Source organism: Actinoplanes philippinensis, assembly GCF_900113015.1.
Lineage (GTDB): Bacteria > Actinomycetota > Actinomycetes > Mycobacteriales > Micromonosporaceae > Actinoplanes > Actinoplanes philippinensis.
In genome coordinates this window covers 1-25,310 of the sequence record NZ_FONV01000009.1, presented here as the reverse complement: position 1 = coordinate 25,310, position 25,310 = coordinate 1, and the positions used below count along the sequence as shown (strand labels likewise).

At 73.8% G+C, this 25,310-nt stretch carries 20 protein-coding genes; 12 read left to right on the top strand and 8 right to left on the bottom strand.

Features of this window, described 5'->3' with window-relative positions:
* Positions 1-334: 334 nt before the first annotated feature.
* The 7 genes from BM290_RS23475 to BM290_RS23445 are packed head-to-tail and all read left to right on the top strand — an operon-like array spanning position 335 to position 9,351.
* Entirely contained in the window at positions 335-940 is a 606-nt protein-coding gene (locus BM290_RS23475; protein ID WP_143133904.1) for a hypothetical protein, read from the top strand.
* Positions 927-2,600: a M48 family metalloprotease gene (locus BM290_RS23470; protein ID WP_093617586.1), complete on the top strand. Its 1,674-nt coding sequence runs from the start codon at positions 927-929 to the stop codon at positions 2,598-2,600. Before BM290_RS23475 ends, BM290_RS23470 begins: the two co-directional genes overlap by 14 nt.
* Positions 2,597-4,306, top strand: coding sequence for a YncE family protein (locus tag BM290_RS23465; protein WP_143133903.1), 1,710 nt, complete (start codon positions 2,597-2,599; stop codon positions 4,304-4,306). Before BM290_RS23470 ends, BM290_RS23465 begins: the two co-directional genes overlap by 4 nt.
* Positions 4,307-4,347: 41 nt before the next feature.
* A complete protein-coding gene (locus BM290_RS23460) occupies positions 4,348-5,346 on the top strand; it encodes an AAA family ATPase (protein ID WP_203779479.1) in 999 nt (332 codons plus the stop codon).
* The gene (locus BM290_RS50745) at positions 5,343-6,545 is read left to right on the top strand and encodes a DUF58 domain-containing protein (protein ID WP_093617582.1); all 1,203 of its coding nucleotides are present in this window, start codon (positions 5,343-5,345) and stop codon (positions 6,543-6,545) included. The genes BM290_RS23460 and BM290_RS50745 overlap by 4 nt, the downstream gene beginning before the upstream one ends.
* On the top strand, positions 6,542-8,590 hold the full coding sequence (locus BM290_RS23450) for a transglutaminase domain-containing protein (protein WP_093617580.1): 2,049 nt from the start codon (positions 6,542-6,544) through the stop codon (positions 8,588-8,590). The genes BM290_RS50745 and BM290_RS23450 overlap by 4 nt, the downstream gene beginning before the upstream one ends.
* Entirely contained in the window at positions 8,587-9,351 is a 765-nt protein-coding gene (locus tag BM290_RS23445) for an LPXTG cell wall anchor domain-containing protein (protein ID WP_143133902.1), read from the top strand. Before BM290_RS23450 ends, BM290_RS23445 begins: the two co-directional genes overlap by 4 nt.
* 57 nt (positions 9,352-9,408) lie before the next feature.
* Here the strand turns inward: BM290_RS23445 and BM290_RS48550 are convergent, their stop codons facing one another.
* Positions 9,409-9,723 (bottom strand): hypothetical protein, encoded by a 315-nt coding sequence (locus tag BM290_RS48550; protein WP_177319866.1) that lies wholly within the window; start codon positions 9,721-9,723, stop codon positions 9,409-9,411.
* Between the two features lie 72 nt (positions 9,724-9,795).
* Here BM290_RS48550 and BM290_RS23440 point away from each other — a divergent pair, with 72 nt between their 5' ends.
* Both BM290_RS23440 and BM290_RS23435 read left to right on the top strand, forming a co-directional pair.
* Complete coding sequence (locus BM290_RS23440) at positions 9,796-11,913, top strand: substrate-binding and GGDEF domain-containing protein (RefSeq protein ID WP_177319865.1); 2,118 nt, start codon at positions 9,796-9,798, stop codon at positions 11,911-11,913.
* Positions 11,914-11,957: 44 nt separating this feature from the next.
* Positions 11,958-12,548 carry a cadmium resistance transporter gene (locus BM290_RS23435; RefSeq protein ID WP_093617574.1) on the top strand — a complete coding sequence of 197 codons (591 nt, stop codon included), beginning with the start codon at positions 11,958-11,960 and terminating at the stop codon, positions 12,546-12,548.
* Here BM290_RS23435 and BM290_RS23430 read toward each other — a convergent pair.
* The 3 genes from BM290_RS23430 to BM290_RS23420 form a co-directional block, all read right to left on the bottom strand.
* On the bottom strand, positions 12,545-15,037 hold the full coding sequence (locus tag BM290_RS23430) for an MGH1-like glycoside hydrolase domain-containing protein (RefSeq protein ID WP_093617572.1): 2,493 nt from the start codon (positions 15,035-15,037) through the stop codon (positions 12,545-12,547). The two genes, BM290_RS23435 and BM290_RS23430, sit on opposite strands and share 4 nt — an antisense overlap.
* Positions 15,038-15,100: 63 nt before the next feature.
* On the bottom strand, positions 15,101-16,369 hold the full coding sequence (locus BM290_RS23425) for an ArgE/DapE family deacylase (protein WP_093617570.1): 1,269 nt from the start codon (positions 16,367-16,369) through the stop codon (positions 15,101-15,103).
* 4 nt (positions 16,370-16,373) lie between these two features.
* Positions 16,374-17,327, bottom strand: a complete 954-nt coding sequence (locus BM290_RS23420; RefSeq protein WP_093617568.1) for a ketopantoate reductase family protein — start codon at positions 17,325-17,327, stop codon at positions 16,374-16,376.
* A 77-nt stretch (positions 17,328-17,404) separates the two neighbouring features.
* Here BM290_RS23420 and BM290_RS23415 point away from each other — a divergent pair, with 77 nt between their 5' ends.
* Positions 17,405-17,974: a TetR/AcrR family transcriptional regulator gene (locus BM290_RS23415; protein WP_093617566.1), complete on the top strand. Its 570-nt coding sequence runs from the start codon at positions 17,405-17,407 to the stop codon at positions 17,972-17,974.
* Between the two features lie 4 nt (positions 17,975-17,978).
* Here BM290_RS23415 and BM290_RS23410 read toward each other — a convergent pair whose 3' ends face one another.
* Positions 17,979-20,282, bottom strand: a complete 2,304-nt coding sequence (locus BM290_RS23410) for a putative bifunctional diguanylate cyclase/phosphodiesterase (RefSeq protein WP_143133899.1) — start codon at positions 20,280-20,282, stop codon at positions 17,979-17,981.
* 240 nt (positions 20,283-20,522) lie between these two features.
* Between BM290_RS23410 and BM290_RS23405 the strand changes: the two genes are divergently transcribed.
* Together BM290_RS23405 and BM290_RS23400 are read left to right on the top strand one after the other, a co-directional pair.
* Positions 20,523-22,073, top strand: a complete 1,551-nt coding sequence (locus BM290_RS23405) for a cellulase family glycosylhydrolase (protein WP_239143679.1) — start codon at positions 20,523-20,525, stop codon at positions 22,071-22,073.
* Positions 22,074-22,142: 69 nt separating this feature from the next.
* A complete protein-coding gene (locus tag BM290_RS23400) occupies positions 22,143-23,192 on the top strand; it encodes a magnesium and cobalt transport protein CorA (protein WP_093617562.1) in 1,050 nt (349 codons plus the stop codon).
* A gap of 9 nt (positions 23,193-23,201) precedes the next feature.
* On the opposite strand, the gene BM290_RS23395 is transcribed toward BM290_RS23400, so the two are convergent.
* The 3 genes from BM290_RS23395 to BM290_RS50740 all read right to left on the bottom strand — a co-directional run bounded on the left by BM290_RS23395 (position 23,202) and on the right by BM290_RS50740 (position 25,149).
* The gene (locus BM290_RS23395) at positions 23,202-24,344 is read right to left on the bottom strand and encodes a GDSL-type esterase/lipase family protein (protein ID WP_093617560.1); all 1,143 of its coding nucleotides are present in this window, start codon (positions 24,342-24,344) and stop codon (positions 23,202-23,204) included.
* A complete protein-coding gene (locus tag BM290_RS23390) occupies positions 24,344-24,946 on the bottom strand; it encodes a TetR-like C-terminal domain-containing protein (protein WP_093617557.1) in 603 nt (200 codons plus the stop codon). Before BM290_RS23390 ends, BM290_RS23395 begins: the two co-directional genes overlap by 1 nt.
* A gap of 77 nt (positions 24,947-25,023) precedes the next feature.
* Positions 25,024-25,149 (bottom strand): hypothetical protein, encoded by a 126-nt coding sequence (locus BM290_RS50740; protein ID WP_280522848.1) that lies wholly within the window; start codon positions 25,147-25,149, stop codon positions 25,024-25,026.
* Positions 25,150-25,310 lie beyond the last annotated feature (161 nt).

Here is a 25,310-nt window from a genome sequence, read left to right as displayed (position 1 = left end):
CCGGCAGGCGACCGGATGCCGGTCCGGGACGATGTCGATCACGCGGACAGCATAGAAAGCGTCCGCCAGGGCAACCGGACGGCGCTCCAGGTCTGTCCGCAATGGAGTGTCACTCCGTCCGGGACGGCGAGTGACCCACCGCATCGGACAGTCGTTGAGGGTAGGTGACCGGCACCTCCCGACGATCATCCGATCGGCGATCGTCCGGGCGGCGGGAGGTCCGCACCGGTGGGCCAGTCTTCGTTCCGTTCACCGTTGCGGGTTGTTCCGATCACGATTTCGGCCGTGGTATCACCTATCCGCAATCGACCGATCACAAAGTGCGGTGACCCTTTTGAGCGCTCGACACACGACCCACCAAACGCCCGGCGACCAGCAGCTGGTGGAGGCCTGGGCGGCGCGGCTGGCGGCGGAGGTGCTGCCGCACGAGGCCGTGGACGCGCCCGGCGTCGCCGTACGATTCGCGGCCGGCGGATCGCAGCGTGCCGGGCTGACCGGCCGCGCGTCCTCGGGGACCGGGGCGTCCGGCGTCGACGCCGTCCTCGACATGGTGGCGCTGCTGCAGGCGCTGGAGGCGGCCGGCCCGCACCTGCGGGCCTTCCTCGAGTCGGCGGTGCTGGCCAACACCGTGGCCGTGGCGAGCCTGGTCACCTCGGTCGCCGCGTACCTGCAGGACCGGCGGTCGAAGCCGGCCGAGCAGTTCCGCCCGCCGCTCGGCGCCGACCCGGAGCTGGCCGCGCACGCGCTGGCCGGGGCCGAGCGGATGGAGCAGGAGCTGGTCCGCCGGGACACGCCACCGGAGATCGCGACGGCCCGGGTCGAGGTGACGGTCCGCATCCTGGCGTCCTCACCGGAGGAGGCGGCCAGGTTCCTCGCCGCGATCGCGGCTGCCGAGCAGGGCTCACGGCGTACCCGATGGTTCCGTCGTGACCGCCGCTGACCGGCTGCCCGACGCCGATCCGCCGTGGCCGTGGATCTTCGGCGCCGCCGGCGTGGCGGCCACCGCCTGGTCGCTGCCCGCGGTGCTGCGCCTGCAGCCGGAGATCGGCACGGTGCTGTCCGCGCTGGTCCGCGACGGTGACTGGCACAGCGCCCTGGCGGTGGCGGCGCTGGATCTCGGCGCGATCCTGCCCGGCGTGTCGGTGGCGGCCGCGCTCGCGCTCGCCCTGCTCCCCGGCCTGCGTGGCACGCGCGCCGACCGGCGGGGAAGCCGCGACGACCGGGATCCGTCCGGGGTCGTCGGCGAGATGACCGTCTACGTTCAGCGGTACGTGCCACGGGCCACTGTCGTGACCCACGAGCGCCCACCGCACGGCACGGCCAAGGTGTGCATCCGAGCCGGGTGGCGGCCGGTGATCATCGTGCTGCGGCCGTTCCACAAGCTCTGGCGTGAGGATCCCGGCGCGGCCAGGGCGCTGCTGCTGCACGAGATCGGCCACCTGCGCGCCGGTGATCACGTGCTGCTCGGCATGCTCGGACCGTATCCGCTGCTGGCCAGGGCGTGGGCGCCGCTCTACACGATCCTGGTGCTGATCCCGCCCGCGCTGCTCGATCTGGACTGGCGCGTGTTCGTCCCGGTCAACCGGCTCCTGCCGCTCGCGCTGGCCGCGGCGCCCGGCGCGGTCGTGACACCCGTCGCGGTGCTGTGGGCCGCGGAGCTGGCGGCCGACCGGTTCGCCGTCGCGGTCGCGGGTGAGGCCGATCTGGGTCGTGCTGTCGGGAGCGGCCGATCGTACCCCCGCAATCTCCTGACCCACCCGCCGAAGGCGCTGCGGCGGCTGGTGCGCACTCTCGCGCCGGGCTCGGGCACGGCCATGGCGGTCGCCGTCCCGGTGGTGCTCGCCGGGGAGGCCGTGCTGCTCGCCGTCGCCGCGGGCGTGACCTGGGTGGCCGAGGACGGGTTCGGGCCGCGGGTGGCCTACTGGTACGGGCCCGCCTACAGCTGGCTGATCCGCTCCGGGACGTCAATCTGTGCCGTCGGCGCGGTGGTGCTGATCGTGTGGCCCCTGGCCGCGAGGTCGTGGACGCGCGCGTGGTCCGGCGTCCGGACGGTGGCGCCGGCGCGCCGTACGACGGCCGGCGCGCCCGTGGTGGCCATGATCACGACGGCCGCGCTGCTGCTGGCGCTGCGTCCCGCGCCGGATCTCCAGGGTTGGGGTGCGGACTATCCGTTCACGCCCGGCGAGCGGTTCGCCGGGCCGGACGCCGCCGTGCCGTCCCGGACGGGCCGCGACCCGGTCGTGGTCCGGGTCGTCGACGCGCGTGACGTGGCGGTGCACGCCGGACCGGACAGCGCCGGGACGATCCGCGCGACGGTGATCGGCACCGTCTGGACGCTGCCCGAGCGGGGCACCGCCACGTGGCTTTTCCCGCGGACCGGCCGGCAGGTCTCCGGGACCTGCTGGAAGGTGTCGTCCGGCGGATATCGGGTGGTCGTCCACGAGGCGCTGCCCGGCGGCGGGACCGGCTCCGCGGAACTGCACGCCGACCTGGGCGGCGCTCCCCCGTCGGGACGGCTGCTGTGGACGCGCGTACCGGCCACCGGCCCGGCCAGCGACGTGTCGGCGACGGTGGTCCTCGCGGTCGAGGCCGGCCGGTGATCGCCCGCCTGGCGCGGCTGGCCCGCCGCAACGGCGTGGCCACCGGCGCGACGGCGGCCGCGCTGGCCGCCGCGGTCGTGGTGAGCGGCACCGGCGACCCGGCCCGCCCGGAGCCGGAGCCGGCCGGCGCGACCGCGTGGCTGCCCAGCACCGTACCCGGCGTGCTGTCGGAGGTGAACGGGCTCGCGGCGCGGGTCGGCGCCACCGTCGAGCCGGCCGGATCCGCCGGCCACCGCCTCCGGGTGGACCACGCGGACCCGGACGTGTACGTCACCGACGTCGACGCCCGCCGGATCAGCCGGATCAGCGCCCGGACCCTCACCGTCGCGGCCGAGCGGGACTATCCGGCCGAGGTGCTCCTCGCCGTCGCCGGTGACCGGCGCTACGTCGTCACGCCGGGCGACGGATCGGTCGCCGAGGTCGACCCGGACACGCTGGAGCCACGCGGGGAGCCGGTCGGTCTGCTGCCGCCGATCGGCGCGGTCCTCGGGCGTCCGGACGGCGGCCTGTGGGCGTACAGCATCCCGCTCGGCGCTGTCGTGCCGATCCGCGACGGCCGTGCCGGGCCGGCCGTGGCCACCGCCTTCTACGGCGACGACGTCGCGCTCGTCGGACACGGGGACGGCGCGATCCTGGTCGACCGGACGAAACGGATGGTCGTCGAGGTCGACGCCGGTGGGGCGGTCACGTCGTGGCCGGCGCTGCCCCCGGGCACGTCCGGGGACCTCGCGACACCGCCCGCGACGGCCGGGCCGGTGCTGCCGATCGTGGACGTGGACGCCGGGGTCCTGCTGTTGCTGCGGCGCGACCAGCCGGTCCGGCAGGTCCCGCTCGACGGCGGGCCCGGCGACCGCGGGCCGCCGGCGGTGTACGGCTCCGTCGTGTACGTGCCCGGCTCCGGCCGGGTGCTGCGTCACGACCTGGACACCGGCGAGCCGCTGCCGCCGCTGGTGGTCACCGGGTATCCGGCCGGCGTCGAGGTCTCCGTCGTCAACGAGCTGCTCTGGGCCAACGAGCCGGGCGGGCCGCACGCCCTGGTCAGCGACGGGGAGACGGTCCGGCCGATCCTGAAGTACACGCGGCGGCCGGCGCCCTCTCCGACACCGAGCGCGTCGCCCAGCGCCTCTCCGACACCGAGCGCCTCGCCGTCGCCGAGCGCCTCGCCACGGCCGTCACGGACGTCCAGCCCCAGGCCGTCCCGTAGCTCGCCGCCCACCTCCCGGCCGGAACCGGCGCCTTCGAAACCGGAGCCGACGAGACCGAGACCGAAACCCACGCCGACCGGGCCGGCGCTGACCGTGCCGGTCACCTACCGGGTCGCGTCGATCCGCTCCCTGCAGCACCTCGAAGGACCCGGATCGGCGGCCCGCGACCGGGCCAAGCTCAGCGGCGCCACCTGGCGGCTGACCCGGGGCGGCGGCATCGGCTTCCGGGCGCCCGGCATCGCCTCGACCCTGCTCCCGGCCACCGGCGGCTACCGGGTCAACGGTTCCCGGGTCACCTGGGCCGCCTCGTCCGAGTTCGACATCCCGGACACCGCCCACAACACCCTCGAGGTCACCGGGACCGTACGGCTCGGCGAACCCGACGTCATGACGCTCACCTACACCGCCCGGTCCGAGACGTGGGCCGAGGTCAACGGGCAGAAGTTCCACTCGCTGGTGGTGAACCGGTTCACCGCCACCGTCACGCTGGCCGCGTCGTAGGCCACACCCGCACGTCCACATCGAGCAACGAGGCAGGACCGATGGCCCAGAGCACGATCCTCACCACCGCGCCGGAGATGCCGTTCGAACGGTTCCGGGATCTCGCCGCGGCCCTGGCCGCCAACGTCGAACAGGTGGTGGCCGGCAAACACGAGCAGGTGCGGCTCGCCGTGACCTGCCTGCTCGCCGAGGGGCACCTGCTCATCGAGGACGTGCCGGGCGTCGGCAAGACGTCGCTGGCCCGGGCGCTCGCCGACTCGATCGACGGAACCCTCGCCCGGATCCAGTTCACGTCGGACTCGATGCCCGCCGACATCACCGGCGTCACCGTCTACCACCCCGGCACCGGGCTGTTCCAGTTCCACGAGGGCCCGGTCTTCGCCAACCTGGTCATCGCCGACGAGGTCAACCGGGCCTCGCCCAAGACACAGTCGGCGCTGCTGGAGGTGATGGCCGAACGGCAGGTCACGGTCGACGGCACGGCCCGCCCGACAGCCCGGCCGTTCATGGTGCTGGCCACCCAGAACCCGATCGGCATGGAGGGCACCTACCCGCTGCCCGAGGCACAGCTCGACCGGTTCCTGATGCGGATCGCCATGGGCTACCCCGACGAGGCGTCCGAGTTGGCCATCCTCGCCGCCGACCGGGAGGGCCGCGGGCCCGCCGAGCGCCGGGCCGGCACCGTCCTCACCGCCGAGCAGGTCGCCGCGATGACCGCCGCGGCCCGCCGGGTGCACGTCGGCGCCGAACTGGCCCGGTACGTCGTGCGGCTCGCCGCGGCGACCCGGGAACGCGCCGGGGACTCGCTCGGCGTCAGCCCGCGCGGCGCGGTCGCCCTGCAGCGGGCCGTGCAGGTGTGGGCGGCCGTCGACGGGCGCGACCACGTGCATCCCGACGACGTGCGTGGGCTGGCGCCGTACGTCTTCACCCACCGGATCCTGCTCGGCCCCGCCGAGGAGGCGGACGGGCGCACCGCCGCCGACGTGGTGACCGACGCGCTGGCGACGGTCCCGGTGCCGCGCCACCGCACGGACCGGTGACCGGCGTGCTCACCGCCGCCGGCCGGGCCCTGCTCGGCGCCGGGTCGCTGGTCGGCGCCGGCGCGTGGCTGCTCGGCTATCCGGAGCTGGTGCCGCTCGCCGCGGCCGCCGTGTGCGCGCCGCTCGCCGGGGTCCTGCAGGTCGCCGGGCGGTTCCCGGTCCCCGGCCCGCTGTCGGCGACCGCGCTGCGGGTGCCCCGCGGCGCCGACGTGGCGGTCGGGACGACGATGACGGCGCGGGGCGGCCGCACCCGCCCGGCGGTGCTCGGCCTCGCCCCGGCCACGCCCGCGGTGATCCCCCGGCTCGCCGGCGGCGAACAGCTCCCGCTGCGGGCCGCCCTGCCGACCGCCCGGCGCGGGGAACTCACCGTCGGCCCGGCCCGCTGCCACCGCACCGACCCGTTCGGCCTCGCCCGCCGCGACGGTCCCGCCGGCGGCACGGCTGTGACCGTTCTGGTCCATCCGGTGGCGGCGGCCCTCACCGATCCGCTGGGCCGTCGCCGTTCCACCGCCATCACGGCCGGCGACGCGCTACGCGACTACCACCACGGCGACGACGTGCGGCACATCGCCTGGCGTCCGTCCGCCCATCGGGGCACGCTGCTGGTCCGGCCACCGGCCCGCACCGAGACCGGCGAGCTGGTGGTGCTGCTCGACACGACCGGCCCGGACGACGACGGCTTCGAGACGCGCCTCGACCTGGCCGCCACCCTGCTGTGCGCCTGCGCGGCGTCCGGGGTCGCGTTCCGGCTGCTCACCACCGGCGGGTTGCGGCTGTCCGGTGCCGGGCGGCCCGCGGACCGGACCCGGATCCTCGACACGCTCGCCCGGATCGGGCCCGACGCTGCCGGCACGGGCGGTCTGTGGGCGGCACGCCCGCCGTCCACACGCGCCGCGATCCTCGCCGTGATCTCCGACGCCGACCCACGGACGCGGGCGCTCAGCCGAGCGGCGCAGGGCTTCGAACAGACCTTGGTGGTACGCACGACCGAGGCGCCCGCCACCACCGGCCCGCCCCTCATCGCCCGCCCGCACCCCGCCACCACCGGAAACCCGACCGACCCCGCCTCCGGCCCGCAGACCGTCACCACTGGAAGAGCGGCCGGCACCGCCACCCGCTGGCAGGTCGTCACCGCCGGAAGCGCGGCCGACCTCGCCGCCGGCTGGCACGCCGCGCTGCGGCACCGGAGCAGCCGATGATCCGGCTGGTGGTGGCGCGGGTGCTGGTCGCGGTGGCGTGTTTCGCGAGCGGCCTGGCGTTCGTGCCGGTGCTCGGCACGGCCGTGGTGACACCGGTCCTGGTGGCAGTCACGGTGCCGCTCGTCGCCACCGTGGCCGGCACGGCGTTGTCGCTGGCCCTGCTGGTGCCGGCCGGCGCGATGACGCTCAGCGGCTCACTCGGCCGGCAGGCGCTGACAGCCGTGCCGGCCGGGTTCTGGGACGGCTGGGGGCGGCTGCTGGCCACGACACCGCCCGCCTACCCGGATCCGGCGGCGATGGCCGTGCCGTTCGGGCTGGTCTGGATCGCCACGACCCTCGCGCTACGCGCAACGGGCAGCTGGTGGGCGGCGCTGCCCGCGGTCGTACCGCTGCTGGCCGCCGTGCCCCTGAGCACCGGAACGCTGACGCCGGGCGGCCCGGGACCCGCGATATTGCTGGTCGCAGCCTTGATCACGGCAAGGTTCACCGCGCGGGGACACGGCCGATGGCCCGCGGCCGTGGCTTCGGGCGCGGCGGTCGTGGCCGTGGCGCTGATCGCGGTGCCGCTGCCCGTCCGGGACCGGATCGATCCGCGGGATCACCTGACCCAGGCGGGGCTGCCGCTCGGCGGTCGCAGCCCTCTTGACCAGGTCGCGGGCTGGCTGGCCGCCCCGGAGACACCGCTGTTCCACGTGGACGGCCCGGCCGCCGGCGGACGGCTGCGGCTGGCCGCCCTGGACACGTACGACGGATTGCGCTGGTCGAGCGCGGCCCGCTATCGGCGCACCGGACCGGCCGTCCCGCCCGGCGCCGTCACCACCGTGATCACCGTGGACGGCCTGCGCGGTCACGCCCTTCCCGCGCCCGCCGGCGCCCGGCTGGCCACCGGTGACGGTGACGTGTTCGCCGCCGACCCGTCGACCGGCCTGGTCCTGAGCACCGACCCACTGCACGCCGGGTTCACCTACCGGGTCGCCTCGTTCCCGCCGCCGTCGGACGCCGTCACCTCGTCCGCGGACATCGCCGCGCTCACCGTGGGTGTCGACGACGGGACGGATCCGGCGCTGCGGTTGCCACCGGGAACGCCGCCGGAGGTCCTCGCCCTCACCGGCCCGATCGCGGCCGAGCCGAGCCCCGGCCGGCGCGCCACCCTGCTCGCCGCCCGCCTGCGGACCCTGGCGAACCGGCCGTCCGGCGAACCCGGGCACAGCCCCGCACGGCTGGCAGCGGTGCTCACCGGCGGGGCCGGAAGCGCCGAGCAGATCGTCCCGATCTTCGTGCTCGCCGCCCGGCGGCTCGGCCTGCCGGCCCGGATCGTGGTCGGTTTCGACCCGCCCGCCGCGGATCCCGGCGGTGTCCGCCGGGTCCGGGCCGGAGACGTCGCGGTCTGGCCGGAGGTCCGTTTCGACGGCGTGGGCTGGGTGGCCCTCGACCCGCTCGGCGTCGCCGCCCCGGGGCCCCGGCCCGGACCTCCGGCGCTGACGATGCCCGCCCCGTCGGCGGCGCCGGCCGTCTCGGCGGAACCCGTTCCCGACATCATCACCACCGCGATCCCGCCGGCGGCGGCGCCGAGCCCCGGTGTGCTCGACGGCCGCCGTGACCTGCTGTGGCTCGTACCGGCAGTGGTGCTCGCCCTGCTCCTCGGCCGATGGATCATCGTCGCGGCGGCAATTCGTCTCCGGCGGCGACGGCGGCGTGCCGGCCCGCCCGCCGACAGCCTCGCGGGCGCCTTCGCCGACACCCTGGACACCCTGGCCCGGGCCGGTTACCGGGCCGGGCCGGGCGACAGCCACCGCACGGTCCACATCGGCGCCGCCGCGGTGTCCACCCACGCGGACCCCGAGATCGTGACGCGCCGCTGGATACCCGCGCTGACCGAACTGGCGGCGCTGACCCGGCTTCTGGACCGTGGCCTGTTCGCCGCCCACCAGCCGACCGCCGCCGACGCCGCCACCGCCTGGCGGCACGCCGGCCGGATCCGTGACCTGCTGCCCCGGCAGCGCCGTCCCACCCGCCTGTTCAACCGAATCAGGAGAGACAGATGAATCGTCCTTGCGCCCGGCTGCTCACCGCGGGCGTGCTCGCCTCCGGGCTCGTGGCTCTCACCGCGCCGCCCGCCCACGCCGCGGTCATCCTGCACCTGGAGGAGGCTCCGACGGCCAAGACCGCCGCGCAGCAGCCGGCGTCGCTGCGCGGCTGCGCGAAGGTCCCCGGCGGCGCGGTCGCCGGCACCGCGGGCTGGGTGTTCGACCAGCCCGCGGGCGGCACGGCCCGGGTCGCGTACGTCATCTGGTTCGCGACGCCCGCCGGTGAGGAGGCGGTGATCGGCGTGAACCCCGAGGGCGTCCAGCGGCTGCAGCCGGAAGGCGCGCCACTGCCCGAGGGCATGGCGGGCGCGCTGATCGACGGCGGCCCCGGTGGCCTGTGGCTGCGTGCCCCGGAGGACTGGATCCTGATCGCCGGCGGCCTGCAGATCCAGGCCGACGCGGCCGAGGCGGAGACGTTCCACCTGGTCAACGTGTGCGTGCCGGCCCCTCCCCCGTCGGCGTCGCCGTCACCCTCCCGGTCGGCGTCGGCGTCCCCGTCGGCGTCCACTGCGGCGTCCGCGTCCCCGTCGGCCTCGCGGTCGGCGTCACCGTCCGCCACGGTGTCACCGTCGGTGACCGCCTCTCCGGTGCCCGGCGGCGGGGGCGGGCTGCCCATCACCGGCCCGAACACGATCTGGTTCGCGGCCGCCGGCCTGATCCTCGTGCTGGCGGGCGTGGCGGCGGTGGTCACGACCAGGCGGCGCGGCACCACCGGGTGATCGTCCGGTGACGGTACGCCGGAGCACCCGCTCGCTGAGTTTGGTGCTCCGGCGCGGTCAGGCGTCGTCCCAGCGGCCGGCGTCGCGACCCCAGCGCGCCGGCGCGGCAGCGGTCAGCTGGGCCGGGGTCAGCGACGGCACGTCTCGCGCCGCGACCTTCACGACCGGGACGCCGAAGGGGAACTCGACGTTCGTGCCGTCGTCGAACGACACTGTCACGTGCGTGTCGGGGCCGGCCGGATGGTTGTCCTCCCACTGCACGTGCTCGACCTCGCCGGTCAGGGACGCGTCCGGGCGTACCAGCAGGAAGCCTTCGAGGTCGCCCTGGGCGACGTCCGGATGCAGCACGGTACGGGATTCGCTCTTCGCCACCGGCCCATTCTCGCGCACCGCTCGTGTGAACTTTCTGCTCAGGTCGGTCCGGGGGCGGCCGATAGCCCGGGCATGGTTGATGCCGGGGCTCTGGGACTGCTGTCGCCGTTCGTCGGTGGGACGTACTACGGCAGTCTGGTCGCCGGTGTCGCCGCGGCGGCCGAGCTCCACGGGCGGCGGCTCATCGCGATCCAGACGCTGGACGCCGCGGCGGACCTGGCGGTCACCGGCGGGGATCCGGGGTTCGACGACCCGGTCGCGTGGGATCACATCAGCGGGTTCGTCGCCCTCGCCGACGCCGTGCACCCCGCCTATCTGGCCCGGCTGGCGCAGGCCGGCAAGCCGGTGGTGCTGGTCGGGCACACGGTCGCGGGAATGGACCTGCCGGCGGTGCTGTCCGACAACGGCGCCGGCATCCGGGCCGTGGTCACCCACCTGATCCGGGAGCACGGGTGCCGCCGGTTCGCGTTCACCGGTCATCTCGGGGCGAGCGACGTCCGTGAGCGCCACGACGCGTACCTGGAGGTGCTGGCCGCGCACGGCCTGGAGCCGGGCGTGTTCCTGCCGGCGCACAACAACGTGGAGAGCGGCGTCGGCTGGGACGCCGCCGACCTGCTGCGGCACGGCCGGCCGGACGCCCTGGTCGCGGCGACCGACCGGAACGCGATCGCGGCGCTGCAGGTGCTCGCGGCGGCCGGCCTGGACTGCCCGGACGACATCCTGGTGACCGGGTTCGACGACATCGAGGAGGCCCGTCTGCTGCGGGCCGAGCTGGCCAGTGTCAGCCAGCCGCTGGACGCGATGGGCCGGCGGGCGGTGGATCTGCTGGTGGGCCTGCTGGACGGGGCGGAGGTGGCGCCGGGGCCGTACGTGCTGCCGACCGGTTTCGTGCCGCGCAGCTCGTGCGGGTGCGTCGACTTCGCCGAGCAGCTGCCGACCCCGGCGGCGGACGACGACGGGGTACGGCTTCTGGGCGCGCGCCTGGCCGGTGTGACGCCGGAGGGCCCGGGGGCACGCGCCGCCGAGCTGACCGCCCACGCGCTGGCTCAGGCGGCGGCCGGGGACACCTCGGCGATCGGCGCGGCGGCGGCCGAGCTGCAGACGCTGCTGACCGGGAGCACCGATCCGGACGCGCTGCGGGTGATGTGCCGGGCGATCCAGGAGTACGCCGACGAGATGCCCGCCGCCGATGCCGAGGCCGCCACCCGGGCCGGCGCTGCGGTGCAGGCGCTGGTGTTGTCGCTGGGCCGGGCCGGCGCCCACGCGCAGCTGGGTGACAAGCTGCACCTGCGGTCGCTGATCAGCGTCAACTACACGCTCAACCGGGCGCTGCTGCACCGCCGTGACGTCGAGCCGCAGGACCCGTCGTGGCTGGGGCTGACGCCGGCGACGGCCGGTTCGATCGCGTTGCGCCGCTCCGACGGGAGGCTGTCGAGGACCCGGGGGTGGCGGCGCCGGCCCGGCCCGATGATCCCGCCCGGCCCGACCTCCGACGCGGCGTTCCCGCCGGTGGAGCTGCTGGAGGCGGCGCAGCCCGGGGAGACGGTGTTCGTGGTGAAGGCGAAGGTCGGCGACAGCGACCGCGGGTGGCTCGCCCTGGTCGACGCGGTGGAGAGCCGGGTCGAGGACGGCCGGGAGATGGTCAACCAGTGCGCGGCGCTGCTGACCATCGCGCTGGACCTGCGGGAGCAGCAGCAGCGCCTCGAACGGGAGGCCCAGTCGGACCGGCTGACCGGGCTGCCGAACCGGGCGTCGTTCGTGGCGTCGCTGGAGTCGGCGATCGCGCGGCGCCGTACCGAGAGCCGGCCCGCTGTCGTGCTCTTCCTCGACCTCGACGGGTTCAAGCGGGTCAACGACTCGCTGGGGCATCACACCGGTGACCGTCTGCTGGTGTGTGTCGCCGAGCGGCTGCGGCACTGCCTGCGCCGGGAGGACGTGATCGGCCGGTTCGGCGGTGACGAGTTCCTGGTCCTGCTCGATGACATCGCCGCCGGCCCGGAGCTGGAGGACGTGGTCGAGCGGATCGCGACGGCCATCGGGTCGCCGTTCCAGCTCGGTGACGAGGCCGTGCACATCGGGGTGAGCATCGGCACCGCCGAGTGCGGCCCGACGACCACCGTGGACCACCTGCTGCAGGAGGCGGACCGGTCGATGTACCAGGCGAAGGACGCCCGCCGGGTCGCCGCATGAGATGATCCGGTCTCTCGTGGACGGCGGAGCACGGCGGGGAGCGCATGGATCCGGGCCTCATCGGGCAGGCGGCAGGCCTGTTCGCCGTCACCAACATCGACGACATCGTGATCCTGGCGCTGTTCTTCGCGCAGGGCGCGGGAAAGCCGCACACGACCCGGACCATCGGCGCCGGGCAGTATCTGGGGTTCGCCGGCATCCTCGCGGTCGCCGTGGCGGCCGCGGTCGGCGCGACCTTCCTGCCCGGCCGCGCGATCCCGCTGCTCGGCCTGCTGCCGCTGGCGCTGGGTGTCAAGGCCGCCGTGCAGGCGTGGCGGCGCCGGCACGACGACGATGACGACGACAGCCCGGGCGGTGACGGCGGTCCCGGCGTGCTGACCGTCGCCGCCGTCACGTTCGCCAACGGCGGCGACAACATCGGCGTCTACGTGCCGGTCTTCGCCACCTCCGGAGCCGCCGGCATGACCGTGTTCGTGGCCGTCTTCCTGCTGCTGGTCGCCGTCTGGGTCGCCGCCGGCCGGTTCTTCGCCACCCGGCCGGTCGTCGCGCGGGCGCTCAGCCGCTGGGGCCACGTGCTGCTGCCGGTCGTGCTGATCGGCATCGGCCTGCTCATCCTCGCCGAAGGCGTGCGCTAACGGCCGACGCTGGGCCGCAGCTGCCACTGCTGGTCGTCGGTGTGGTTGTCGCGGTACTGCTGGACGGCGGCGCTGTCGGCGGTGGACATCGCGTCGACGGCCAGGAGCTTGCCGCTGTGCCGGTTGAGCAGCTGGTAGTTGCCGTCCCCGGCGTCCACCGGCAGCCACAGGTGGTCGGCGGTGCCGTTGTCGGCGTACTGGACGACCTGGGCGCTGTCGGCGGTCGACATGCCGGCCACGCCGAGGACCTTGCCACTGTTCAGGTTCCTGATCCGGAACCAGCCGTCGCCGTTGTCGACGAGCTCCCAGCGGTGGTCGAGGGTGCCGGTGTCGCTGTACTGCTGGACCGGTGCGCTGTCGGCGGTGGAGGCGTTCCGGACGGCGAGGAGCTTGCCGCTGTGCCGGTTGAAGATCTTGAAGGTGGGGCGGGTCCACACCTGCAGCTCGCTCAGGCCCCAGCCGACGCCACCGCCGCGGTTGGGCGCCAGCACCCGCAGGCGGGACGTGGCGACCGGGGCGAACGTGTGCCGGGTGAGCCCGTTGGCGAGCGGTGACGCGCCGGTCGCGACGGTGCGCCACTGGGCGCCGGTCCAGTACTGCAGCTCGTAGGAGGTGGGCACCCGTACTCCCCCGCCGTCGTCGTAGAAGTACAGCCGCACGTCGTCGACGGTCACCGGGCGGCCGAGGTCGATGCCGAGGTGGTCGGTGGCGTTCGGTGAGCTGTAGGTGGTCCAGCGGGTGTTCTGCGGGACGTCGCTGTCGAAGACGGCGCCGTCGATGGCCCGCCACGCGTTGTCGACGGTGAACGTGTACGACGCGAACGGGCTGGTGGAGCCGTTGCCGTGGCGCTGCGGGTTGGCGGCGACGTTCACCCGTTCCCCGGCCGGCGGGGCGACCGGGCTCCCGACGGCGACGGTCAACGGCGTCAGATCGGGCTGCGCCGCCTGCGGTACGCCGTCCACGAAGATCCGCAGTCCGGCGCCCCGGCCGTACCGCGAACCGGTCCGGTCCCAGAGAACCGTGAGGTTGTGGCCGTGGTAGGGCGCGTTCTCCAGGAGGAAGTAGTCCCAGCTCGCCGGGGCCAGCGGCTTGATCGTGACGGCGTCGTCGGCCCGCGCGTCGACGCCGATCAGGCCGGAGATGACGTTGTCGACGTAGGTGGAGTGGTTGTAGTCCTCGCTGTGCCCGGCGCCGTCGTAGATCCACCGGTTCTCGTCGGGGTGGTGCGCCTCGGCCACGTAGGGCACGCCGTCGCGGTACTGGGTGAGCGCGTATCTGCGCAGGAGGTCCAGGTAGTCGGCGCCGTCGGCGTACGGCTGCGCCGGGTAGTCCTGCAACAGGTTCGCCAGACCGGACAGGACCTGCGAGGTGGCGTACGGCCAGGACGGCCCGTTCCAGCGGCAGCATCCGGTGAGCGCGTCGCGCATGAACTGCGGGCTGCGGCGTTCGGCGGTCGTCGGCCCGTACGCCGAGAAGAAGCCTTGCGGGTCGGTGATCTGTGCCCACGCGACCGACCGGCTCGCCTCCGGCATGTCGAACATCCACGGCACGAACCCGATGTGCTCGCGGGTGTCGAGTCTGGCCAGTGCGGGGTTCTGGTCGCGCATGACGTGGTAGTAGAAGGCGCGCTGCGGGTCCCACAGCCGGGCGTCCATGGCCGTCTTGAGGGCCGCCGCCCGCCCGCTGTAGAGGCCGGCGGTGGCGGTGTCGCCGCGCAGGCCGGCGATGGCGGCGATCGCGCGGGCGTCGCCGTACTGGTAGGCGTTGATGCTGGGCCGGTATCCGGCGCCGCCGTGGTAGGGGTCGCTGGACTGGTAGGAGGCGGCGGACAGTTCGCTGGCGTCCCAGACCGGCACCTGCCAGTACAGGCCGAGAGCGGCGTCGTACTGCACGTTCCACCGGTCGTAGAACCGTTGCAGGACGGACTGGCGGGCGGTCACGAAGGCCCGGTCGCCGTTGGCGAGGTACCGGTTCCACACGGCGGACGCCGCCCAGAAGCTGTACTCGTGACCCCAGTCGGTGGTGTTCGGGTTGACCGACTCCTCCGCCGGTTTGGGGCCGGCGCCGGGGCCGGTGAGCCAGTAGTCGATGTAGTCGTCGAGGTACCGGTTGTCGCGTACCCACCGGCCCTCGTTGATGTGGTGTCCCGCTGCGGCCGAGATGCCGCCGTAGGGGGCGCCGTAGGAGACCGGGTCGAGGAACTCGCTGGAGATCCAGCCGTACTGCGGCCCGGTGTAGACCAGGTGCTCCTTCCAGGTCTTCCAGCGGTAGTAGTAGACGTCCTGGATCTGCCGGTCGGGGACCTCGAGGAACGGGATGTTGGCCCGGTACCAGGCGGGGTCGTCGAACCCGCCGACGAAGGCGTCCCGGTCGAGGAAGGCGGTGCCGGGGCCGGCCGTGGGCAGGGGCTCGGGCGGGTCGGCGGCCGCGGCCGGCCCCGCGGTGAGCACGACGGCGGTCGCGGCGGCCAGCAGCAGTCGCAGGCTCATGGGCGGACTCCTCAAAGACCTATAAGGAATCCAACCTAATAAATGTGTACGGGGTGCCGCCAGCTATCCGAGGCTGCGCAGCGTGGCGAGGACCAGGGTGCGGGCCACCCGGACGGTCTCGGCCACCGACACCTTCTCGAACGGGCTGTGCGCCAGGCGTACGTCACCCGGCCCGTACTGCAGGGTCGGCACCCCGGCCGCGGCATACAGGCGCAGGTCACTGCCGTACGGCGCGCCGCGCTCCCGCAGGCCGGGCTCGCCGGTGACGTCCTGGTGCGCGTCGCGGACCAGGTCGCGCAGGGCGTGCCCGGCCGGCAGGCGCCCGCTGGCGAACTGGCCGCCGGTCCAGGCCACGACCGGCGGGTGCGCCCGCAGCCACGGGTCGGCCGCCGCCGCCTCGGCGACACAGCGCTCCAGGTCGGCGCGGGCGGCGGCCGGGTCCTCGCCGAGACGCACCCCGAGCCGGCCCTCGGCGACCAGCAGGTCGGGCACGGTGCTGGCCCAGTCGCCGGCGCGGACGACGCCGACGGCCAGCGGGTACGGAATCGGGTACTCGCTCATCAGCGGGTCGGCGCCGGCGTTGCGCTCGGTCTCCAGCCGGGCCAGCGCCGCGTGCAGGGGCAGGTAGGCGTCGACGGCGCTGACCCCGGCGTACCGGGTGCTGGCGTGGGTGGCCCGGCCGGGCACCTCGATGCGGAAGGTGAGCGCCCCGCCGTTGGCGGTGATCACCGTGCCGCCGGTGGGCTCGGTGATGACGCAGGCGTCGCCGGTGTGGCCGCGCCGCAGCGTGCCGAAGGCGCCCAGCCCGCCGTCCTCCTCGCTGACCACGCAGTGGGCGGCGATGCGCCCGTGCAGCCGGACGCCGGACGCCCGGATCGCGGCGATCGCCGCGAGGTTGGCGACCACGCCGGCCTTCATGTCACAGGCGCCGCGGGCGTGGATGTCGTCGCCGTCGGCGCGCGGGACGAACGGGTCGCCCGCCCATTGCCCGCGATCGCCCGGCGGCACGACGTCGACGTGCCCCTGCAGGACGACGGTCGGCCCGTCCCCGTCGCCCGGGGTCGTCGCGACCAGCCCCCACGCCTCCTCGCGCGGGGCCTCGGTGCCGGGAAAACCGGGGTCGGCGCGCAGGGCGGGCAGGTCCATCGACCACAGGTCGACGTCGAGGCCGAGGCGGTCCAGGCGGGCCGCGAGCAGGTGCTGCAGCTCGCTCTCGGCGGGACTGCCGGTGATGCTGGGGACGGCGAGGATCTCCAGGAGATCGCGGGCGACGGCCTGCTCGTCGATCGCCTGGAGGGCGGCCGCCTCGGCGGCGCTGAAGGTGACGGTCACCGCCTCATTCGATCACCTCCGCCGCGAAATGGGGCTCGGCCGCCTCCAGCCGCGGGACCGGCACGCCGAGACGGCGGGCCTCGGCGAGCGTGTCGCGGCAGACCGCGCGGGGCTCCTCGGGGTTGGCGTGGGCCTCCATCACGGTACGCACCGGCGGGAAGTGCCCGAAGGCCCAGGACATCAGCGGCGCCGTCAGCCACACCGGCAGGGTGAACGGCAGCAGCGAGCCACGGTGCCGGCGCAGGTCGACGCCCCGCGCTCGGACGAGGGGCAGCAACTCACGGGTGGCGAGGATCGCCTCGCGCACGGCCCGGGGCTGCCCGGCCAGCGCGGCGAAGGAGTCCTGCCGCAGGGTCTGGGTGTGCAGCCCGGCGTTCTGAATGAAGTGGATCATCAGCCAGCCCCGGAAGTCGTCGCTTTCCTGGACCCGGAACCCCGCCTCCCGGAACACCGCGCGGACCGCCCGCTCGCGCTCGGTCGGCGGGCCGCCGAGCGTGCCGAGGAACAGCATGGGCAGCAGGGCCGCGTGCAGCACACCGTCGTCGCCGAAGCCGCCGCCCGCGCCCGGGAAGCCCCACGCCACCTGACCGGCCGGCAGGGCGGCGACCGCCTCGTGCGGCTCGACCCAGAGATTGTTGAAGACGAGCACCGTCGCATTGCCCACGCGCGGCGCCAGCCAGGCCACGGCCTCGGCGAAGTGGTAGTGCTGGACGCTGACCACGATGAGGTCGAAGTCGTGGCCGGGCTCCAGCGTCTCGCGGTAGCGCACCGGCCACTGCTCGGTGACGCGCCGCCCGCGCAGACGGCGCCGCGCGTCGAGCAGGTCGAGGCCGATCGTGTCGCCGTACGCCGCGGCCCGCCCGGGGCGCACGTAGAACTCGACGTCGTGCCCGGCCCGCTCGAGCGCCCACCCGTACGCCGTGGCGATGACGCCCCGGCCGAACATCAGGATCCGCATGTCCACCCTCTAGAATCTGGAGATCGTCTCCACTTCAAAATATGGAGACAGTTTCCGTTTGTCAAAGGAGGCGCTGGGTGACCACCCCCAAACCGCTGCGCGCCGACGCCCGCCGCAACCGGGACGCGCTGCTCGCCAAGGCCCGTGAGCTGTTCGCCGGCGGCTGTTTCGACCTGCGCTTCGACGACTTCGCCAAGCTGGCCGGCGTCGGCGTCGGCACCCTCTACCGGCACTTTCCCACCCGGGAGGCGCTGGCCGAGGCGGTCTACCGCGAGGAGCTCGCCGCGATCTGCGCCGACGCGCGGCGGCTGCGGGAGAGCCGGCCCGCGGGCGAGGCGCTGGCCGCGTTCCTGCGCGGGTTCGTCAGCCACCTGCACAGCAACGAGGGGCTGGCCCGGACGCTCGCCACCCTGATGGCCACCCGTGCCGGGACGCTGGCGGAGGGCGGACGGGAGCTGAGCCAGGCCGTGGCGGAGCTGCTCACCGCGGGCGTCGAGCAGGGCGTCGTGCGCGACGACGTGGGCCCCGGCGCCGTGCTGATGGCGCTGCAGGGGATCTGCTCGGTCTGCGGCGAGCCGGGTTCCCGGGCTGACGCCGACGGCGTGGTCACGCTGGTGCTCGACGGGTTGCGCCGCCGCCCGGCCTGAGCCGTCAGTGCAGGGCGATCTCCGCCTCGGCGCCGCGCCGGGGATACCGCTCGTCGAGCCAGGCGGTGAACCGGTCGGCGGACTGCGGGCGGCTGAGGTGGTAACCCTGGACCAGGTCGCAGCCCCACTCGCGCAGGCGGTCGAGCGCCGCCTCGGACTCCACACCCTCGGCGATCATCCGCATCCCGAGGTTGTGGGCCAGCTCGACGGTGCTCTTCACGATGGCCGCGCTGCGCGGGTCGGAGTCGCAGTGCGTGACGAACGCCCGGTCGAGCTTCAGGTCGTCCACCGGCAGCGCGTGCAGGTAGGCGAGGCTGGAGTAACCGGTGCCGTAGTCGTCGACGGCCAGCCGGACACCCATGGCGCGCAGCTCGGCGAGCACGGCGGTGGCCCGGGCCGCGTCGCGCATCAGGATCTCCTCGGTGACCTCCAGATGCAGCGCGGCCGGCGGCACGTCGTAGCGCGACAGAGCGTCGGCGACGTGCCCGGGCAGCGTGGTGTCCTGCAGGTTCGACGCGGACAGGTTGACCGCCACGACCAGGTGCAGCCCGGCGGCACGCCAGTCGCGGCACTGCGCCAGGGCGATGTCGAGGACCTGCAGGGTGAGCCGGCCCATCAGCCCGGCGTGCTCGGCCAGCGGCAGGAACACGTCCGGGAAGACCAGCCCCCGGCGCGGGTGCTCCCAGCGGACCAGCGCCTCCACGCCGGTCACCGTGCCGGACGCGAGGTGCATCTGCGGCTGGTAGTGCAGGGTCAGCTCGCCCCGGTCCAGGCCGACCCGCAGTTCCTCCAGGGTGGTCAGGCGCTGCCGGCCGGCGACGTCGTCGGCCTCGCCGGTCGCCAGGGCCACCCCGCGGTGGTCGTTCTTCGCGGCGTACATGGCGTTGCCCGCCTGACGCAGCAGCATGCTGTGGTCGGCGCCGTGATCGGGGTGCACCGCCACGCCGATGCTGGCGTCGACGTGCAGCTCGATCTGGTCCAGGTCGAAGGGCCGGCGCAGCGCCGTGAGCAGCCCGAGGGCGATCTTCTGCGCGCCCGCGGTGTCGGCGTCACGCATGATCACGCCGAACTCGTCGCCGCCGAGCCGGGCCAGCTCGCCGTCGTCGCCGACCGCCTCGGTCAGCCGCGCGGCGACCATCTGCAGCAGCCGGTCGCCGAGGTCGTGGCCGAAGCTGTCGTTGATCTCCTTGAACCGGTCGAGGTCGATGATCGCGACGGCCATCGGCGCGCCGCCGTCGCCCTCGGGCAGCTCCCGGCGCAGGATCTCCAGGAACCGGCGCCGGTTGGGCAGCCCGGTCAGGTCGTCGGTGCGGGCCTGCCTGCGAGCGTCGGAGAGCTTCTCGACGGTACGCACGGTGAGCAGCATCCGCACGATCGCGCCGGTGATGGCGGTGGCCGCGAGACCGCCGCTGATCACGGACAGCCCGCGGTGACGCCAGCTGTCGCTGACGAGCAGCAGCATCGACGCCCAGGCCAGCACGGCGGGCAGCAGCATCCCGACCATTGCCCGCGCCGGACGCTGCTGGGCGCCGGCCCCCGGGCACCGCCAGGCCGCGGCCGCGATCAGGGCCAGCGCGACCGCCCACAGCACGTCGACCCAGCCGCTCGGCGTGTAGACCCCGCTGGTCGTCTGCAGCATCCGCAGCCCGTTGGCCGTGGTGTTGATCCCCATGCCGGTCAGCAGCAGCGTCCACACCCGGTCCAGGCGCCAGTTGCTCAGCGCCCACGAGCCGAGCAGGACGCCGGCCAGCACGATGTCGGCCATCGGGTAGGCGATGCTGACCAGCATGGTCAGCCCCGACCCGAACGAGTCGACGGTGACGCCGCCGAGGAACACCACGGAGGCGTACGCCGCCGCGCAGGCGGCCGCGATGACCCCGTCCAGCCACGAGGACAGCCTGATCCGCGACTCCCGGGCCCGCAGCAGCCGCAGCACCGCGGCATAGGCGAACGGGTAGTACGCCAGCCACATGAAGTCGGAGACCGAGGGATACGGCGTCGGGCTGATGTGCGCCAGGACGGCGACCCAGTAGACGGTGCCGGCGGCGTAGAAGGCCAGCCCGCCGGCCATCAGCAGCCAGGCGCCCCGGTCCTGGCGCACCAGCAGGGCCCGCGCCAGCACGAGGCCGGCGGCCAGCAGATAGATCCCGTCCTGCACGACGGTGCGGAAGCCGAGGTTGGCCTCCAGCCATGCCCGGCCCGCCGGGAAGACCGCCGCGGACTGGATGATCAACAGCACCGTGCCGAGCCCGAAGGCGGCCCGCAGCCACCATCGGCCACGGGCCGGCACCATCGTCAACGAAGCCACAGACACCCATTCGGCTGATCGGACCGCTCGAATGAGGCTATCCGGCCCGGAACGGAAGTAACGCGATTCCGGCGAGGCTCCGGCCGATCGGCCGGTGGCCGCCCGCCCGGCCCGGCAGGATCCGGCATAGTATGCATCAACCCCTATCCCTATCGGAGCCGCCACCCATCCCCCAAATGGGAGCGCTCCCGACCCCTCGAGGAATTCATCCCCATGTCTCGAACCCGAAAAGTGCTGTCCATGGCTGCGATGGCCGTGGTCGCCGCCGGCGGTTCGGTCGCGGTCGCGCTGCAAGCGAGCGCGGCCGCCGGCTGCCAGGTCGACTACACGGTGTCCAGCCAGTGGCAGGGCGGCTTCGGCGCCGCCGTGAAGATCACCAACCTGGGCGACCCGATCACCCAGTGGAGCCTCGGCTTCTCCTTCGGCGCCGGCCAGACCGTCACCCAGCTGTGGAACGGCTCCTTCACCCAGTCCGGCGCCGCCGTCACCGTGCGCAACGCCTCCTACAACGGGGCGATCGCCACCAACGGCACGGCGTCGTTCGGCTTCAACGGCGCGTTCACCACCGGCAACCCGGTGCCCGGCGCCTTCACCCTCAACGGCGCCGCCTGCACCGGCGGCGTCACGACCCCGAGCAGCTCACCGGCGGCCTCCCCCAGCACGCCGCCGAGCCCCAGCACCAGCCCGGGCACCGGGCCGGTGACCGGCAACGCCGCCCAGCTGATCGCCGACATGGGCAAGGGCTGGAACCTCGGCAACCAGCTGGAGGCCAACAGCAACGGGATCCCCAGTGAGACCGCCTGGGGCAACCCGGTGATCACCGGCGCGCTCATCGACCGGGTCAAGGCGGCCGGCTTCAAGACGATCCGCATCCCGGTCTCCTACCTGGGCAAGATCGGGGCCGCGCCCGGCTACACCGTCGACGCCGCCTGGCTCACCCGGATCCAGGAGGTCGTCGACCTGGCCCACAACCGGGGCCTCTACGTGCTGATCAACATGCACGGCGACGGCTACAAGACGATCGGCGGCGCCTGGCTGATCTGCGACGCGGCCTCCCAGACGGCGATCAGGGAGAAGTACCAGAAGGTCTGGCAGCAGGTGGCGTCGAGGTTCCAGAGCTACAGCGGGCGCCTGATCTTCGAGTCGATGAACGAGAACTTCGACGGCCAGTACGGCAACCCGACCCAGCCGTGCTACTCCAACATCAACGCCTACAACCAGATCTTCGTGGACACCGTCCGGCGTACCGGCGGCAACAACACGTCGCGGTGGCTGCTGGTGCCGGGCTGGAACACCAACATCGACTACACCGCCGGCAACTACGGCTTCGCCCTGCCCACCGACCAGTACCGGTCGTCCGCCATCCCGGCCGCCGAGCAGCGGATCATGATCTCGGTCCACTACTACGACCCGTGGGACTTCACCGGGACCGAGAGCGGCGCCATCACCCAGTGGGGCCCGAACGCGACCGACGCGTCGAAGAAGTCGACGTGGGGCCAGCAGGACTTCATGGACGCGCAGCTGAAGAAGATGTACGACACGTTCGTGGTGCGGGGCTACCCGGTCTTCGTCGGCGAGTACGGCTCGATCGACAAGACGTCGGCCGACCCGGCGAACAACAGGTACCGCGCCGACTACGCGCGAACCCTGGTGTCCACCGCCAAGAAGTACGGTGCGGCCACCGCGTACTGGGACAACGGCCACAACGGGCAGTACGGTTTCGCGCTGTTCGACAGGAACTCCGCGACGGTGACCCAGCAGGGCATCATCGACGCCATCATGGCGGGCTGACCGCGATCGGAGGGGTGCCCGCGGCGCCGGGGCACCCCTCTAGGCTTGCCCCTCGGGGGTGACACGACGGTGGACATACGAGGCTCCCGGCCGCCGGTGCGGCGGGCCGACCACACCGCGATCGTGGGTTGCGACCTGTTCCTCGACGGCGTGGCGGTGGAGAGCCCCGGCTCGGCCGCCGACCTGGCGCTGCTGCACGAGCGGGCGCGCGAGCGCGACGGCGGGTTCGTCTGGCTCGACCTGCACGAGCCCACCGAGGCGGCGCTCACCCGGGTCGCCACGGTGTTCGGGCTGCACCCGCTCGCGATCGAGGACATCCTGCAGCGGGAGCAGCGGGTCAAGGTCGAGCGGTACGACGACGTGGTGTTCCTGGTGGTGCGGGCCGCCCACTACGCCGAGCACGAGCGGTTCACCGCGACCAGCGAGATCGTCAGCACCGGTTTCGTGCGTCTCTTCGTCGGCCCGCACTTCGTGATCGCCGTCCGTCAGGGCACGGTGGTGGAGCTGGGCTCGCTGCGCCTGGACCTGACCGCCATCCCGGAGCGGCTGGCCGGCGGCCCGTGGGCGGTGGCGCACGAGATCCTGGACCGGCTCGTCGACGGCTACGTGGACATCGCGGGCGCCATGCAGACCGACGTCGACCTGACCGAGGCGGCCGTCTTCACCCCCGGCTCGACGGTGGCGATCGAGCAGATCTACCAGCTCAAGCGTCAGCTGATGAAGTTCAAGGCGGCGGTGCTGCCGCTGCACCGCCCGCTGGTGGCGCTGGCTGGCAAGCAGTTCGCCGACCTGCCGAAGGAGATCCACCGCTACCTGCGCGACGTCGCCGACCACCACACCGCGGCGGTCGAGGAGGTCGTCGCCCTCGACGAGGTGCTCAACGTGCTGCTGCAGGCCCGCCTCACCCAGGTCACCGTGGAACAGAACAACGACATGCGCCGGATCGCCTCGTGGGCCGCCATCGCCGCGCTGGTCACCACGATCGCCGGCGTCTACGGCATGAACTTCACCCACATGCCGGAGCTGGGCTGGCGCTACGGATACCCGACGGTTGCCCTGTTCATGCTGCTCAGCGGCACCGCCCTGTACCGTTCGCTGCGCCGGGCGGGCTGGCTGTGACGGCCGGGATCAACCGCCGGCGAACGGGCCCGCCCCGGTGAAGGCGTAATCGGCGAAGCGGGCGCCGATCAGCTGGTGGGCCTCCGCGCCGGGGTGCAGCCCGTCGGGGAGCGGCAGGTCGGCGGCGTCGTCCGGACCGTACAGCGAGGTGCCCTCCAGGAAGTGCAGGTTCTTGTCGGCGGCCCGGCGGTCGGCCAGCGAACGCAGCTCACGCCGGATGACCTGCAGCGTCAGGCGGCCGCCGGCGGTGTCGCCGGGCGTCCCGGTGGCCAGGAACCGCACCTGGCCGCTGCCGATCGAGGCGGGGTCGATCGCGCCGGGGCCGGGCGTGTCCTCGTGGATGCCGCAGAACAGTGGCGAGATCAGCACCAGCGGCACGTCGGGGTGGCCGTCGCGGATGGTGTCGAGGAAACCGTGGACGGCCGGGACGAACGTGCGGACCCGCATCCCGTCCAGGTTGACCACGTTGATGCCGAGCTTGAGGCTGATCAGGTCGGCGGGGCTGTCGCGGATGACCCGGGCCAGGAACGCGTCGACGAGCGCGCTGCCGCCCAGGCCGAGGTTGCGCAGCTCCACCCCGGCACGGCGGGCGGCGACGGCCGGCCAGATCTCGCTGGGCGCCGTCGCGTTCGAACCATGGCTGATCGAGCTGCCGTGGTGCACCCACAGCCGGCGCACGGTGGTGTCGGGCTCGATCGGGGCGTCGGCACGCAGGTCGACCAGCTCGATGCTCTCGTTGTGCGGCAGCCAGATCTCGACCTGGCGGCGGCCGGCGGGCAGCCCGGCGACGGTGGTGGTGTGCGACGGGCCGGCGTGGAAGGCGGTCGCGCCGGTGGCGAGGTCGACCTCGATGGTGTCGCCGCCGGTCAGCTCGTCACGCAGGGCCAGGTCACCGTCGATCCGGACGTCGACGCGGCCGCGGGGCCGCTCCACGCCGGGATAGGCGATGCGGGTCGGGTGGGTGACCAGCTCGATACGGGTCGCCGTGGTGGCGAAGACGAGACGGACACCGGACGGCTGGCTCTGCATCGACAGCAGCTGCCCGTCCGGGAACTGGTCGCGCACCCACGCGGGCAGCCGGTGCGGCCGCAACCCGCGGGCGGTGACCTCGGTCTCGGCGGCGCCGCGCAGCAGCTCGGACGGGACTGGCATCAGGATTTCCTTTCAGCGGGCGACGATCCGGCGGCGGGCGCCGGCCAGGATCGGAAGGCGACGTCGAGCGCGTCGAGCGCCCGCCGCCAGGAGAGATCGGGGTCGGGCTCGCGGTGCGCGATACTGCCGTTGGCCTGCAGCGCGAGGAACCCGTTGACGGTCGCGGCGAGCAGCCGCACGGCGTGGACCAGCTCGCTCTCCGGCAGGGGGTATCCGCGCAGCACCGCCAGGGTCAGCCCGGCCACCCGGCCGGCCGCCTCGGACCGGACGGTCGCCTCGGTGGCGGGCCGTTGCAGGGCCGTCCAGCGGCCGGGGAACTCCCGGGCGTAGTCGCGGTGCGCGCCGGCCAGGGCGGTGAGCGCGTCGTGGCCGGCGCGGCCGCCGATCGCCAGGGCGATCCGATCGGCGAGCTCGCCGAGGGCCAGCCGGTGCACACCCTCGACGAGCGCCGACCGGTCACGGACGTGGGAGTAGAGGCTCGCGGTCTGCACTCCGAGACCGCGAGCCAGGGCGGACAGGGTGATCGTGTCGAAGCCGTCCCGGTCGGCCAGGTCGGCGGCCGCGGCGATGACGGCCGCCGAGGTCAGGTTCGCGCGTGCCACACCAACAAACTACAGGCATAAGGCGAAAACCTAAAGCTATTAGGTACGGCACTCGCGAACCGGGTCGCGCAAGAGGTTCAAGCGTCAACCGAGTGAAGCCACCAGCGCCGCACATCGACGGTCAGGGCGGCCCGCAGGCCCCGTGCCGGGTCACCGGTCATGACCGCGGTCCGGGTGGCGGCCAGGTCGTCACGGAACACCATGTCACTCGCCAGGTGGCGGGCCGACCCGCGACACCCGGACAGCGCGTACACCTCGTCGCAGACGTCCTAGACGAGTAAGTCCTAACTCAGGTCAGTGGTCGTAGGCGATCAAGGACCTGGTCAAGGGCTGGCCGGTGGCGCGGTTGTGCCAGATCGCGGCG